The sequence below is a fragment of the Lysobacter concretionis Ko07 = DSM 16239 genome, from assembly GCF_000768345.1.
GTDB classification, from domain to species: domain Bacteria; phylum Pseudomonadota; class Gammaproteobacteria; order Xanthomonadales; family Xanthomonadaceae; genus Novilysobacter; species Novilysobacter concretionis.
This window is the reverse complement of sequence record NZ_AVPS01000007.1, coordinates 45,985-60,343: the sequence shown is the minus strand read 5'-3', so window position 1 is coordinate 60,343 and position 14,359 is coordinate 45,985. Positions and strand designations below refer to the sequence as shown.

9 protein-coding genes are annotated in these 14,359 nt (G+C 67.3%); all 9 read left to right on the top strand.

The window, feature by feature from the left end; all coding sequences use genetic code 11:
* Positions 1-38: 38 nt before the first annotated feature.
* On the top strand, positions 39-3,074 hold the full coding sequence (locus tag N792_RS09555) for a type VI secretion system Vgr family protein (RefSeq protein WP_084105694.1): 3,036 nt from the start codon (positions 39-41) through the stop codon (positions 3,072-3,074).
* Positions 3,071-4,690 (top strand): hypothetical protein, encoded by a 1,620-nt coding sequence (locus N792_RS09550; RefSeq protein WP_198025590.1) that lies wholly within the window; start codon positions 3,071-3,073, stop codon positions 4,688-4,690. Before N792_RS09555 ends, N792_RS09550 begins: the two co-directional genes overlap by 4 nt.
* A gap of 4 nt (positions 4,691-4,694) precedes the next feature.
* Positions 4,695-5,798: a hypothetical protein gene (locus N792_RS09545; protein ID WP_036194470.1), complete on the top strand. Its 1,104-nt coding sequence runs from the start codon at positions 4,695-4,697 to the stop codon at positions 5,796-5,798.
* A gap of 212 nt (positions 5,799-6,010) precedes the next feature.
* Complete coding sequence (locus tag N792_RS09540) at positions 6,011-6,946, top strand: alpha/beta fold hydrolase (protein WP_036194469.1); 936 nt, start codon at positions 6,011-6,013, stop codon at positions 6,944-6,946.
* Positions 6,947-7,094: 148 nt separating this feature from the next.
* Complete coding sequence (locus tag N792_RS09535) at positions 7,095-8,420, top strand: hypothetical protein (RefSeq protein ID WP_156969370.1); 1,326 nt, start codon at positions 7,095-7,097, stop codon at positions 8,418-8,420.
* Positions 8,421-8,655: 235 nt separating this feature from the next.
* Positions 8,656-10,362 (top strand): olefin beta-lactone synthetase, encoded by a 1,707-nt coding sequence (gene oleC / locus N792_RS09530; RefSeq protein WP_036194465.1) that lies wholly within the window; start codon positions 8,656-8,658, stop codon positions 10,360-10,362.
* Positions 10,363-10,618: 256 nt separating this feature from the next.
* Positions 10,619-11,644, top strand: coding sequence for a 2-alkyl-3-oxoalkanoate reductase (gene oleD, locus N792_RS09525; RefSeq protein ID WP_036194463.1), 1,026 nt, complete (start codon positions 10,619-10,621; stop codon positions 11,642-11,644).
* Positions 11,645-12,006: 362 nt separating this feature from the next.
* Positions 12,007-12,669 (top strand): ubiquinone biosynthesis accessory factor UbiJ, encoded by a 663-nt coding sequence (locus tag N792_RS09520; protein WP_052103898.1) that lies wholly within the window; start codon positions 12,007-12,009, stop codon positions 12,667-12,669.
* Positions 12,666-14,354 carry a ubiquinone biosynthesis regulatory protein kinase UbiB gene (gene ubiB, locus N792_RS09515; RefSeq protein ID WP_036194461.1) on the top strand — a complete coding sequence of 563 codons (1,689 nt, stop codon included), beginning with the start codon at positions 12,666-12,668 and terminating at the stop codon, positions 14,352-14,354. Before N792_RS09520 ends, ubiB begins: the two co-directional genes overlap by 4 nt.
* Positions 14,355-14,359: the final 5 nt, after the last annotated feature.

Below are 14,359 nucleotides of genomic sequence, written 5' to 3'. Positions count from 1 at the left end.
CGGGCCGGACGCGTGATTCGCAGGGAGGCGAATGGATGATGGATATTCTTGCGGCAGTTCCGGGCCTCGTGGGCCAGGGGCCCCGGCAGCACGATCGCCTGCTGCGGCTGCACACTCCGCTGGGCCGTGATGCGCTGGTTGTCGAGACCCTGGACGCGATCGAGGTGATCGCGCCAGGTATCGATGGCCCGGCCGGCTTCCGGCTGGAGTTGATTGCGCTGGCGGTGGACGCCCACCTGGATCTGCCCGGCCTGCTCGGCCAGCCGGTCCTGCTGGAGTTGCAGACTGCGGCATCGCCCGAACGATGCCGGCCTTTCCATGGCCATGTGACCGCGTTCGCGCGGCTCGGCAGCAACGGCGGGCTGGCGCGCTACCGGCTGACCGTCGAGCCATGGCTGGCGCTGCTGCGTGAGCGCGTCGACAGCTACGTGTTCCAGGACATGACGGTGGTGGAGATCGTCGAGTCGGTGTTCGACGACTACGCCCCGAAGGCAGCCGCCGCGGGAGACCGCACCGCCGGCAAACCGGTTCCGGCATGGCGCTGGAACCTCGCCGACCGGGATGTCTATCGGAAACGCAGCCTGACCACCCAGTACGAAGAATCGGACCTCGCCTTTGTCGAGCGCCTGCTGGCCGAGGAGGGCTTGTTCTACTGGTTCGAGCACACCGCCGCGCCCGGCGACGACAGCCTCGGCACGCACACGCTGGTGCTGGCCGATCACAACGACGCGTTCGCGGACCTGGGCGCCGTACGCTTCCATCGCAGCGATGTCACCGAGCGGGAGGACGCTGTCCAGCACTGGTCCGTGGCCAGGCGCTGGCGGACCGGCCGCGTGCATCGGGCGAGCTGGGATTACCGGCGTCTGGACACGTGTCCCGTCGAGGTGGCAGTGGCATCTCCGGGCCCGGTCCTCACCGGGGACGTCGATACCGTCGGCCCCTATGCCGGGCCCGATCGTGCCACCGGCGAGCGCCTGGCCCGCCAGCAGCATGAAGCCCTGCAACTCGCACGCGCTACCGTCAGTGGCGTCGGGACGTGGCGCCGACTGCAACCGGGCAGCGGCTTCGAACTGACCGGGCATCCCGCACCGAATCGCGACGCCGACCGCGCAACCCCGCGCTTCCACTGTGTGCGGGTGCATCATCGCGCCCGCAACAACGTGGGCGCGGAGATTGTCGCCCGCGTCGAGCAGCAACTGGGGCAGGTGCTGGCGCCGGCCCCGGCCTTGCCGGAGGCACTCGTGCCGCTCACGCACGAGGACGGGCGGTGGCAGGGCGCGACGGACAACAACCACGACGGCGTCGACTTCTACCGCAACACCTTCCTCGTCGTGCCCGCGATCACGCCGTACCGGGCCCGGATCCGCGACGACCACGGCCTGCACCTGCACCCCAAACCGCGCATTGCCGGCACCCAGACGGCCATCGTCGTCACCGACGGCGCGCCGATCCAGACCGATCGCGACCACCGCATCAAGCTGCAGTTCCCATGGCAACGCGGGGCCGACGCCAGCAGTGGCCTGTCCCATCCCGCCGGCGACGACAACGCGTCGGGCCACGCTGATGCCTGGACGTGGGTGCGAGTGGCTACGCCATGGGCCGGCGACAACTGGGGCAGCGTGTTCCTGCCGCGTAAGGGGCAGGAAGTGCTGGTGGCGTTCCTGGAAGGCGATATCGACCGTCCCGTCGTGATCGGCAGCGTCTATAACGGCCAGGGCCAGGACGATGCGCCCCACAACCACATCTCCGGCGGTCAGGCCGGCGCGACCGGCAATGCGCCGGCCTGGTTTGACGGCAACGGCCACCCGGCGGTCTTCACCGGTTTCAAGACCCAGATGCTGGCCGACAGCCAGAACGGCAGCGGCGGCTACCAGCAGTTGCGGCTGGATGACACGCCCGGTCAGGGCCGTGCGCAAGCCAGTACCACCCAGCACGAGACCACGCTCACGCTGGGCCACCTCAAGGGCGGCACCGACAACCTGCGCGGTGCCGAGCGCGGCTTCGGTGTCGAGCTGTCCACCCAGGCCGGTGGCGCCTTGCGCGCCGGCGCTGGCCTGCTGCTCAGCGCGGAGGCCGGTCGCCAGCAGTTGGATGCGCAGGCGGCCCTTGTCCAACTCGGGCGGGGGCGGCAACTGGTCGGCAGCCTGGACGAAGTGGCTCGCGCACAGCAGGCCGGCCTGCCGGATGAGGCCGACGATTTGCCGGCCGCGAATGCCATCGACACCCTGCGGGACAGCCTGTCCGGCACCCATACCGGACACGCGGCCGGCGCGGGCATCGCCGGTGGCGACGGCGAAGTGCCGGCCTGGTCGCGTCCTGCGATTCTGGCGACCAGTCCCGACGGCATCGCCAGCGTGACGCCGGCCGACCAGGTCTGGGTCTCCGGCACCCAGACCCTGCTGAGTGCCGACAAGGATCTGCAATGGCTCAGCCAGGGCGAGAGCGTGCTCACCGTGGCCGGCGGCATCGCACTATACGGCCACGGCACTCCGGCCCCGGCCGGAAAGCCAAACCAGGAGACCGGTATCGCCCTGCATGCCGCGCAGGGCCAGGTCAGCGCACGTGCGCACCGCAATGTGGCGAAGGTGGCCGCCCAGGGCAGCGTGAAATTGGCCAGCACCGCCGCCCACGTCGAACTGGCCGCCCCGACCAAACACCTGCTGGCCACCGCAACCGGCGCCTACATCAAGCTGGCAGGCGGCAACATCGAGCTGGGCGCGCCCGGAACCATCGAGTTCAAGGCAGCGAAGAAGGAGTGGATCGGGCCGAAGGCCGCCTGGCCGCCCCGGCTTGCACTGCCGGGTTCAAAAGACATCCCGTACTGGATCGCGCTGCACTATCTCGATCCGGACACGGGCGAAGATGTCGAGGGGGCCGAATACGGCATCCACTTCCGCGACGGTGAGGTGCTTGCCGGGACGCTTCGCCAGGACGGCAAGGCCCGACATGACGGGATCGACAACAAGCCGGTCGCCCAGGTGGTCTACAAGCCGCGACCACCCGACCCGGAACGCCCCGCGGAGGTGCTGGAGCAGATCCTGCTGACAGACGACTCGACAGGGAGTTCGACGTGAACGCGGTGGTCGAGAGCGCGGTGGTCGAAAATCGGCCCAACCAGGCCGCGCCGGTGACGTTGCAGCAACTGCGTGAGGCCCTGGCGTTTGTCACCGAGCAGTACGACAAGGTGGTCGATGCCGGCAGCAATGTTTTCGAGTGGTTGTGGGAGGCGATCCAGGGCGACTTCAACCAGGAGCGCAGCACCGGCCAGGTCGTGTTCGACACCGCGATCTCGATGGTTCCGGGCGTCGACCAGGTCTGCGACGTGCGCGACATCATCGCCAACTGCCGCCAGATCAACGACGACAAGTCCAACAGCTGGGCGTGGGTGGCGCTGGGGCTGACGCTGATTGGCTTGTTCCCGACGCTGGGATCCCTGCTGAAAGGCGTGCTCAAGATCTTCTTCCTGTTCGTGCGGCGGATGGGTGGCAGACAGACAGCCAAAGCGGTCGACGAGGCGATGACCTGGGTCATCACCCTGCTGCGCAAGCGCGAGGTGCAGAAATACTGGAAGGCCCTGAAGTGGGACCGCGTATTCCACGAGTTGGCAAAGCAGGCGCGGGTTCTGCGTGCCCAGATCACCGTGGGCAGGCTGCTGCAGGCGTTCGATCGCGGCGTCACGCTGATGAATGGCTTGCTTGGCAAGGTCCGGCACCTGCCATTTGTCGGCAGCAAGGCGAACGCGACCGTCGAGATCGTGGTCAGCATCCGCCGAATGGCCAACACCCGTCTTGGCCAGGCGCTGAAGCCGATCCAGGATGTGCTGGACCAGGTCATCCGGCGGCTGGAGCTGGAGGATCTCGTCCAGCGGCGAGGCGTCGTCAATGTGGGCAACATCCACTTCCGGGGCAACCTGCCGGAAGCGCGCGCGGTGACCTTGATGCGCAATGCGGAGCCGCCGCCGAGGTGGTTGAGCAAAGGGAAACCGACGATAAACAGATCTTTGGATGTCGAAGATTGGCGGGCAACGGTGGATAAAAAAGTCGCCGAAGGCTATCCACGCTTGACAAACAAAAACATCGAAAGTTTCACCAAGGGCATGATGGCTCACGAATTGAAGGGCCCGACCCGATTATATCGTGTCGTTTCGCCATCCAACGGCGCGATGGGCGATTGCTGGGTCAGCGAGGAGGTCTGGAAGAAGCTCATGTCGTCGCCCGACCCCAAGGCGGTGTGGCGAAAACATCTTGCGGTGTGGCCAAACTGGAACGGAAACGGCCAGTTCGTGATCAAGGACATTCCTGCCGGTGAGACGCTGAAGGTGTGGCGTGGGCCGACTTCGGCGCAAACGCTGGAAGGTGCGTTGCCTGAGCGCTATCTGGAGGGTGGTTGGGAGCAGATTATCCTGAGCCCGAAGCTAGGCGAATGGGATACCACCCGCTATTACAAGACCCGTGGCGGCACGGACGGCAGGCCGCTGCTACTGCAGAAGTCGATCTCACGTGCAGAGTGGGAAATATTATCAAAACCCGCGCAAGCTGAATACGCCGGTATCCGCGAGAAACTCAACGACCCCACCATCGTCGGCCCGTTCGATACCGGCTGGGGCAGCACCGACTTCGACGCCCAACTCGGGGATGCCAAGCTCGGCTTGCCCGCATTGCCGGGCCAGATCACCAACCGGAAGAATTGAATCAATGCCCATTTCCGAACCATTCAAGCTTTCCTTGTGGCAGAAGCGCCAGGCCACATTGCTGTATCACTTTGCATCGCTGGAGTATCTCAAGGGTCTGAAACCCCTTATCGATGCCCTGATCGACGGCACCGATCTGCTGCTGGATGTGGCCCGGCAGCAGGGCCGGGATGCCTTGCTGGTAAGCACGCGCTGGGGCGCACGCGATACGTCCGCCAACTGGGGGACATACGGGTTCCCGGCGTTGATTGATTTCCGGGAAAGTGTCATCCGGCAGATTGCCAAACGAGCGATGGAAGAATACAGCGGGACCGGCGTGAATAGTTGTGCCCACATGCTGAGCGAACTCTCGATGGGCTGGGCGACCCAGGAGGAAGAAGATGGGTTCAAGGAGCGGTTTGAACAGGTATACGAGTATGCGAGTGCGATTGATCGTGTTTTGAAACGCCCACCAACTGCAAAGGACTATACATATTGGGCAATATGGAAGAGGGAGAAAAGCCAATTTCCACGCTTACCCAGGTTTTGCGTCCGCGCCGACGTGGAAGGCGAAACCGACAAAATTCCGCCCCGCACCGGTGTGTACGTGCCGCAGGACGATCCGTACGGTGCGTTGCAGTTCCGCTGGACGGGCGGAGGGTATGGCGAGCTGTGCGAAACCTACACCTTCAATGAAATCGGCCTGGATGCCGTTGGCACGCTGGGCCGCGATGGCTTGTGGGACGACAATCAGGCATTGCTGCGATTCCTGCAGCAGCCAAAGTATCGGGGCGTATTTACCGACCTCGGCGGCGACGAGGTGACCGATGCCGATATTGCAGGTTCGGTCGTGGCTCGCGAGTCATTCGTTGCCCGACCCTGCAAGTGGTATTTCGTCGAGATGATCAACGGCGAGTACGAAACCGAAGAGGAATCACAGGGATTTCCAGCAACCGGGTTCCCGCAACGCGTGCCCGCCGGACAGCCGTGCCCGAAATCCGGGTGGTGGTCCACCCCGGCAAAGGCAGATTCGCGCCGGTACTTTGCGGCCGGCGACATGCTTCCGGAAATCGACGGCAGCGATTACGGCGCGACGTTCTGGTTGTTGGCGGGAGATCAGCCGGTCTGATCGCGTTGCATTGGGGTAGATGGCGGCGGGCTGGCCGAAGCTGCGGGCTTGGTTCCATGTCCCGGGTCCGCTTCTCTTCCGTGGGCGATGGACGACAGGCGCAGGGGTCGGCTCGGACCTTGGCTGTCCCCGCCGCGCCGCAGCGGCGACAATGCGCGTTTCCCGCTGGACGGTGAATCCCCTCCGGATCCGCCGTCCCTGACGAGCCCCGCATGACCGACCCCGCGTTTCCCGACTATCCATTCACCCCGAAGCGTTTCGACGTCCGTCCCGGCATCACGATGAGCTACCTCGACGAGGGCCCGGGTGCGATGGATGGATCCGATCCCGAGGTGGTGGTGATGCTGCACGGCAACCCGTCGTGGAGCTTCTACTGGCGGCACCTGGTGCTCGGCCTGCGGGATCGCTACCGCTGCATCGTGCCCGACCATGTCGGCATGGGCTTGTCGGACAAGCCGGACGATGCGCCGGATGCGTCGCCACGTTACGACTACACACTGCAGTCGCGGGTTGACGATCTGGATGCGTTGCTGCGGCATCTGGGTATCACCGGGCCGGTGACGCTAGCGGTGCACGACTGGGGCGGGATGATCGGCTTCGGCTGGGCCTTGCGGCACATGCCGCAGGTCAAGCGGCTGGTGGTGCTCAACACCGCGGCGTTCCCGTTGCCGTCGGCCAAGCGGATGCCGAAGCGGCTGAGCTTCGGGCGCGATTCGCGGGTTGGCGGCTTCCTGATCCGCGCGTTCAACCTGTTCGCACGCGGCGCGGCGTGGATGGGTACGCGGCGCTCACTGCCTGCGGATGTACGCCGCGGCTATATCGCGCCCTACAACGGCTGGCGTAACGCGATCAGCACGCTGCGCTTCATGCAGGACATTCCGCTGGCCGAAGGCGACCGGGCCTGGGCATTGGTGGAGGAGTCCGGTCGTCGGTTGCCCGACTACGCGGATCGGCCCGCGTTCATCGGCTGGGGCCTGCGCGATTTCGTGTTCGACAAGCACTTCCTGAAGGGCTTCACCGATGCTTTGCCGGGCGCGCAGGTGCAGGCGTTCGAGGACGCGGGGCATTACGTGCTGGAAGACCGGCACGAAGTGCTGGTGCCGGCGATCCGGCGGTTCCTGGACGAGCACCCACTGCGTCACGGTTGAGCGGCCGGTGACGGTGTGCACGGCCTCGCTGCAATGTTCCCTAACGGCGTTGCCTACGCCACCGGAGCGAGCTGAACACCAATGTCCGCTTGGCCCGTCATGCGCCGTATTGATTGGTTCTCATCAATGCGCAACAGGGAAGATCGACATGGAAAGAAAGCCGAAGATGGCCGGCAGGCTCCGGGCCCGTGGCGTGGCCGCGTTGCTGGCACTGGTGTTTGCCGCGCCCATTGCGTTTGCAAGTAGCAGTGACCGGAATCCGCCACCGCCCCCCGTCGTGACATCGCCGACTCCGAACTCGCGTCTGCCGGACCCGAAAATCGTCACCATCAAGGGCTTGGGGACATCACTGGGCAACGTTAGGCTCAGGGTCGACGTCTCCCATGTCAGTAATGGCAAGCGCGTAGATGCGCGCCGCGGCAATAACCGGGGCAATTTGGGTGTGCCCGTCCCCAGCGACGGGAAAGAATGGAAAGTGGATATGGAGCTGCCCAAGATGGACCGGGGCTGGGTCGATGTCCGTTACACGATTACGGCGCAGCAGTACTGGAACAAGGAGCGCTCCCAGCATCACATCAGTGATGCGGGCTCCACTGAGGTCACATTCGACGTGTTCCCGCAGGCACAGCCCGAGCCGCTGCCGGTCGCGCCACCGCCGCCGGTGATCCAGACGCCCACTTCAGGCACGCTTCTGAAGCGGGAGCCAAACATCCATATCACCGGTACCGGTACGCCTGGCAATCGAGTGCATGTTGCGACCCGGCTGTTCTACGCGCTGGAAAGCAACCCGGGCTACGAGCACAAGAACAACGGCTCATCAACCACGGTAGACGTCGACAAGAGCGGAAAGTGGCAGGTCCATCTTGGGTACGGCGGCTTTACGGAGCCCGGCTACGTGAACGCGCGGGCACGTATCGTGGCGAAGGAAATCCACCGGGAAAAGGACTCGCTGGTTTCGCACGAAACCATCCGTGAAGTGCCGGTCGAAGTGCCTGCCAAACGCGCGCCGACACAGGCCGAGATCAGGCAGGCAGCCATCGCCTCGGCGATGCCAGCCGACAAGATGGCCGAGATCCAGCGTCGCGAGGTAATGACCTCCGGCGTGCGCGAGGCATTGCTGCGGCCCATGGCGAGGATCACCGCTCCTGCCGACAACAGCAGTGTGGGGGAGACGCTCAATGTCAGTGGCACGGCGGCCCCCGGCAGCAACCTGCAGGTCAGTGTCAAAAGGAAGCTCAGGCCCGCGAGCCGCGCAGGAGGCAAGCCAATGCCGTCCCGTGGCGGCTCCGCGGAAGATCTCGGCACCTTCACGGCCAGGGCCGACAGCAAGGGTGTGTGGAAGATCAGGCCGGTCACCTTGCCGACCGTGAGGGATTCGGCGAATGCTCCGGCCATCGAGATCACGGTCGTGGAGCTTTTTGCCGGGGGCAAGCAGTCGACGCCGCACACCGTTACCGTCAAGCAGGGTCGCTGAAGCCGGGACGAGAAATCCCTGCCCGACTCCTGGTTGGGCAGGGATTCGCCTGTGTGGCAACCAGCGGCATGAGGTCGTGCTGATCATGTGGTCGGTTGATCGAGCTTCTCCAGCGCCGCGCGGGCGGAGTGTCGATGACGTTGCAACTCCGGCGTGAGCATCGCCGACGGCGCGGCCCTCGCGGCCTTAGCCGGCAAAGCGCTGTGCCATCCGGGCGCCGCTTACAATTCGCCGCATGACGGACTCATGCAACATCGCCGCGGCCTTGCCGCGGTTGGCCGCGACGCAGCCAGATCGCATCGCGATGCGCTGCCCCGGCTCGCGCGGCGCCGATGGGTTGGCGCGTTACGACATCACTCTGAGTTATGCCGAACTGGATGCACGCAGCGACGCGATCGCAGCGGGGCTGGCGAAGCGTGGAGTGGTGCGCGGCACGCGCACGGTGGTGATGGTGCGGCCGTCGCCGGAGTTCTTTCTGCTGATGTTCGCGCTGTTCAAGGCCGGTGCGGTGCCGGTGCTGGTGGATCCGGGCATCGACCGGCGCGCGCTGCGGCAATGCCTGGACGAGGCGCGGCCGCAGGCGTTCATCGGCATCCCGCTGGCGCACGCCGCCCGCAAGCTGCTGGGCTGGGCGAAGTCGGCGCGGATCACCGTCACCACCGGGGCGCGGGCGTGGTTGGGCGAAACGACACTGACGCAGGTGGAGCGCGAGGGAGCGGGTGCCGCGGCGCAACTGGCGCCGACCGCGCCGGACGACGTCGCCGCGATCCTGTTCACCAGTGGCTCCACCGGCGTGCCGAAGGGCGTGGTCTACCGGCACCGCCATTTCATCGCCCAGGCCGCGATGCTGCGCGATGCGTTCGGGATCGTGCCCGGCGGGGTCAACCTGCCGACGTTCCCGCCGTTCGCGTTGTTCGACCCGGCGCTCGGGGTGACGTCGATCCTTCCCGACATGGACCCGACGCGGCCGGCCAAGGCCGATCCGCGCAGGCTGCATGACGCGATCGCGCGTTTCGGCATCGACCAGCTGTTCGGTTCGCCGGCCCTGATGACGGTGCTGGCGCGGTACGGCCAGCCGCTGCCGACGCTGCAGCGGGTGATGTCGGCCGGCGCGCCCGTGCCGGCGGACGTGGTCGCGACGTTGCGCGGACTGCTGCCTGCGGACGCGCGGTTCTGGACGCCGTACGGCGCGACCGAGTGCCTGCCGGTGGCAATGGTCGAAGGTCGCGAGCTGGAGGCGACGCGTGCGGCGACCGGGGCCGGTGCCGGTACCTGCGTCGGCCGGCCGGTGGCGCCGAACGAGGTGCGGATCATCGGCATCAGCGACGCGGCGATTCCGGAATGGTCGGACGGCCTGTGCCTGCCGGTGGGCGAGGTCGGCGAGATCACCGTCGCCGGCCCGACCGTCACCGACACCTATTTCAACCGCGACGCGCAGACCCGGCTGGCGAAGATCCGCGAGCTGCTGCCGACGTCTCCCGCCTCAGCCCCAGCGGATCCCGCCGAGCGCATCGTCCATCGCATGGGCGATGTCGGCTGGCTCGATGCGGAGGGCCGGCTGTGGTTCTGCGGGCGCAAATCGCACCGGGTCGAGACCGCCGCCGGGCCGCTGTACACCGAGCAGGTCGAGCCGGTGTTCAACACCCACCCCGACGTGCGGCGCACCGCGCTGGTAGGCGTCGGCGAACCCGGCGCGCAGGTGCCGGTGCTGTGCGTCGAGCTGGCCGACGGCGTGCACCGCCGCGCGTGGCCGCGGATCGAACGCGAGCTGGGCGAGATCGCCGCTGCCCATCCGCACACTGCAGGCATCGCCCGCTTCCTGTGGCACACAGGCTTCCCGGTCGATATCCGCCACAACGCCAAGATCGGCCGCGAAAAGCTCGCGCTGTGGGCTGCAAAACAACCCATGATTTCGTCCGGTCGGGACTTCCCTCAATCGTAGGAGCGACGTGAGTCGCGACAGCACGGCGAAACTGGACGGCAGTGCATTCGCGACTCACCGGCGAAGGCATGCCGCCGCCACTCCTGCATCAAAGAGGATTGCCGGTCCAGCGCGCTTGCGGCTGAAGCCGCTACGACCGGAGGACGTCCCCGTGGGACAGAAAAACGGCCGGTTCGGAGATGGAGCGCCGCGGTCGGGGCAAAGCGTGGCGGGAGATCCATCCCGACGTGGAGTCCACCCGGCCTAGAATGCCCGCATGAAAATCCTGGTGACCGGTGGTGGTGGTTTTCTCGGCCAGGCCCTGTGCCGCGGGCTGCGCGGACGCGGGCATGAGGTGGTCAGTTTCAACCGCGGGCATTACCCCGCGCTCGATGCGCTGGGCGTGGCGCAGGTGCAGGGGGATCTGGCCGAGCGCGATGCCGTCGTTGCGGCCGCGCAGGGCTGCGAGGCGATCTTCCACAACGCGGCCAAGGCCGGCGCGTGGGGACCGTATGTGGACTACCACCGCGCGAACGTGCTCGGCACCCGGCATGTGCTGGACGCCTGCCGGACGCACGGCATCGGCCGTCTGGTGTACACCTCCTCGCCGAGCGTGACCCACCGCGCGACGCATCCGGTGGAAGGCGGCACGGCGGACACGGTGCCTTATGGCGAAGGCTTCAAGGCGCCGTATGCGACCACCAAGATGATCGCCGAGCAGGAAGTACTGGCCGCCAACGACGCCTCGCTGGCGACGGTCGCGCTGCGGCCGCGGCTGATCTGGGGCGTGGGCGACAACCAGCTGCTGCCACGGCTGGTCGAGCGCGCCAAAGCCGGCCGGCTGCGGCTGGTCGGCGACGGCAACCATCTGGTCGACACCACCTACATCGACAATGCCGCGCAGGCGCATTTCGATGCATTCGAGCATCTGGCCCCCGGCGCGGTGTGTGCCGGACGGGCGTACTTCATCAGCAACGGCGAGCCCAGGACGATGCGGGAGACGATCAACGGCCTGCTCGCCGCCGTCGATGCGCCGCCGGTCGACAAGACCCTGCCGTTCGGCCTCGCCTACGCGGTCGGGGTCGTGTGCGAAGGCTTGTGGCGCGCGCTGCCGTTGGCGGGCGAACCGCCGATGACGCGGTTCCTGGCCGAGCAGCTGGCCACCACGCACTGGTACGACATGGCGCCGGCAACGCGCGATTTCGGCTACCGTCCGGCGATCGGCTTCGACGAGGGCCTGGCACGGGTGCGCGCGCAGCATCGGGCGGCGATGGGGGACAGCGGCATCTCCAGCGGGGCCTGAGTTCTCCCATCCACTGGCCGGTGGATTCCGGATCGACAGGTGGCACCGGCAATCGCCGGGCTCGGCGTCCGGTCCGGCCTTGTCGTCACGCCTCGCAAGGCGCATTTTCAATGCGCCCTACCGCCGCCGGGCCAACACCCACGTAGGGCGCATTGATAAATGCGCCGCCGAGCCGCCACCGCGCGAACACCTGCGTAGGCCGCATTGATAAAAGCACCGCCGCACCGCCGCGGGACCAACACATGCGTCGGGCGCATTGACAAATGCGCCGCCGAGCCGCCGAGCCGCCGAGCCGCCGAGCCGCCGCGCCGCCTCGGGTCCGGCCACGCCGGACACCCGCACCGGCCCAGTAGAATGCGCGCATGACCGAGCCCTCTTCCTCCTCCGCCCCGTCCCCGTTGAACGCGCTCAAGCCCATGGCCGGGCGTGCGCTGGAGGCGGCGCTCAACCGCGCGCTCGCGCTGGATCCGGAAACCCGCGAGGGGTTGCGCGGGCTCGACGGGCGGCGGGTCGCATTGAAACTGGCCACACCGCCGCTGGCGCTGCAGGTGCGCGTGAACGGCGAGCGGTTGGAAGTCGGGCCGGTGGACGACGGGATCGAGCACGACCTGTCGGTACGCAGCACGCTGGCGGGATTGATCGGCCAGTTGCCGTTCCTGCGCAACGATGACGCCCCGCCGGTCGGCAAGCTGCGAATCGAGGGCGATGCCGACCTGGCGCGCCGGTTGCAGCGGCTGGCCGAGCGGTTCGATCCGGACTGGCAGCAGCCGTTCGCCCGCGTGTTCGGCGACGTGCTCGGGGTGCAGGTCGCCAATGCGCTGGCCGCCGGGTTGCGCCAGGCGCGGGTGGTCGCGCGCGGGTTCGCCGGCAGCGCGGCCGAGTACGTCACCGAGGAATCCCGCGACGTGGTGCCGCGCGCCGAGCTCAATGCGTTCCACGACGACGTGGACGGCCTGCGCGACGACGTGGAGCGGATCGCCGCGCGTGTGGCCCGGCTGCAGACGCGTCCGGGAGCCGGCGCATGAAACCGGTGTTCCGCGCCTGGGGGATCGGCCGGGTGCTGTTGCGGTATCGCCTCGACGAACTGCTGGCCGGCACCCCGGTCGAGCGCTGGCTGTGGCTGGCGCGGCCGTTCGTGCCGCGCGCCTCCGCCGAGATCGCCACCCAGTCGCGGGGCGCGCGCCTGCGCCTGGCGCTGCAGGAGCTGGGGCCGATCTTCGTCAAGTTCGGCCAGGTGCTGTCCACCCGTCGCGACCTGGTGCCGCCGGACATCGCGGGGGAACTGGCCCTGCTGCAGGACCGGGTCGCACCGTTCGACGGCGAGGCCGCGCGCGCGATTGTGGAAGCTTCGCTGGGCCGCCCCGTGGCCGAGGCGTTTGCGGGTTTTGATCTGGTTCCGCTGGCCTCGGCATCCATCGCCCAGGTGCACGCGGCGACCCTGCCGCCGGTCGATGGCGCGCCCGCGCGCGAGGTCGTGGTCAAGGTGTTGCGGCCGGACATCGAGCGGCAGATCGCGGCCGACATCACGTTGTTGAAGGCGATCGCCGGCGTGGTCGAGCGCACCCATCCGCGCGCCGACAAGATCCGTCCGCGCGAGATCGTCGCCGAGATCGAGAACACCCTGGCGGCCGAGCTCGACCTGGAGCGCGAAGGAGCGAACGCCAGCGTGCTTCGGCGGTTCTGGACCAAGCCGGACGGCACGCCCAGCGACGACCTGTACGTGCCCGAGGTGATCTGGAGCCACAGCGCTGGCCGCGCGTTGACGCTGGAGCGCGTGCACGGCATTCCCTCCGACGACATCGCCGCGCTGGACGCGGCCGGCATCAACCGCCCCGCGCTGGCGGCCAAGGGCGTGCGGGTGTTCTACACCCAGGTGTTCCGCGACAACTTCTTCCACGCCGATGCGCACGCCGGCAACATCTGGGTCGACACTGACCCGGCGCGCAAGGCGAACCCGCGCTTCATCGCGCTGGATTTCGGGATCATGGGCCAGCTCTCGGACGAGGATCAGTACTACCTCGCCGAGAATTTCATGGCGATCTTCAACCGCGATTACCGCCGCATCGCCGAGCTGCACCTGCGCGCCGGCTGGATGCCCGCTGACAGCCGCGTGGACGAGCTGGAGGCCGCCGTGCGCGCGGTGTGCGAGCCGTACTTCACCCGCCCGCTCAGCGAGATCTCGCTGGCCGAGGTGCTGGTCAAGCTGTTCCGCACGGCGCAGCGCCACCAGCTGACCCTGCAGCCGCAACTGATCCTGCTGCAGAAAACCCTGCTCAACATCGAGGGCGTCGGCCGGCAGCTGGACCCGAAGATCGACATCTGGGGCGTGGCCAAGCCGGTGCTGCAAAAGATCCTGGTCGCCCGCTACAGCCCGAAGCGCCTGCTTGGCGAGTTCCGCAAGCGCCTGCCGGAGCTGGTCACTCACGCGCCGGAAATGCCGCGCCTGCTGCACAGCTGGCTGACCCAGCAGATCGACGGCAAGCACGAGTTGCAGATGCGCTCGGAGGATCTGGCCGAGCTGAGCCGTAGCGTCCGCGACGCGCAGAAACACACCGTCGCGGCGATCCTCGGCAGCGGCCTGTTGATCGTCGCCGCGGTGCTGTACGGACTGGAAACGGGCGGGCCGACGCTGTGGTCGGTGCCGTTGTCGTCGTGGGTCGCCGGTGTCGGCGGCTTGTGGGCGTTGCTGGCCGCCTGGCCGCGGCGGTAGCGAGA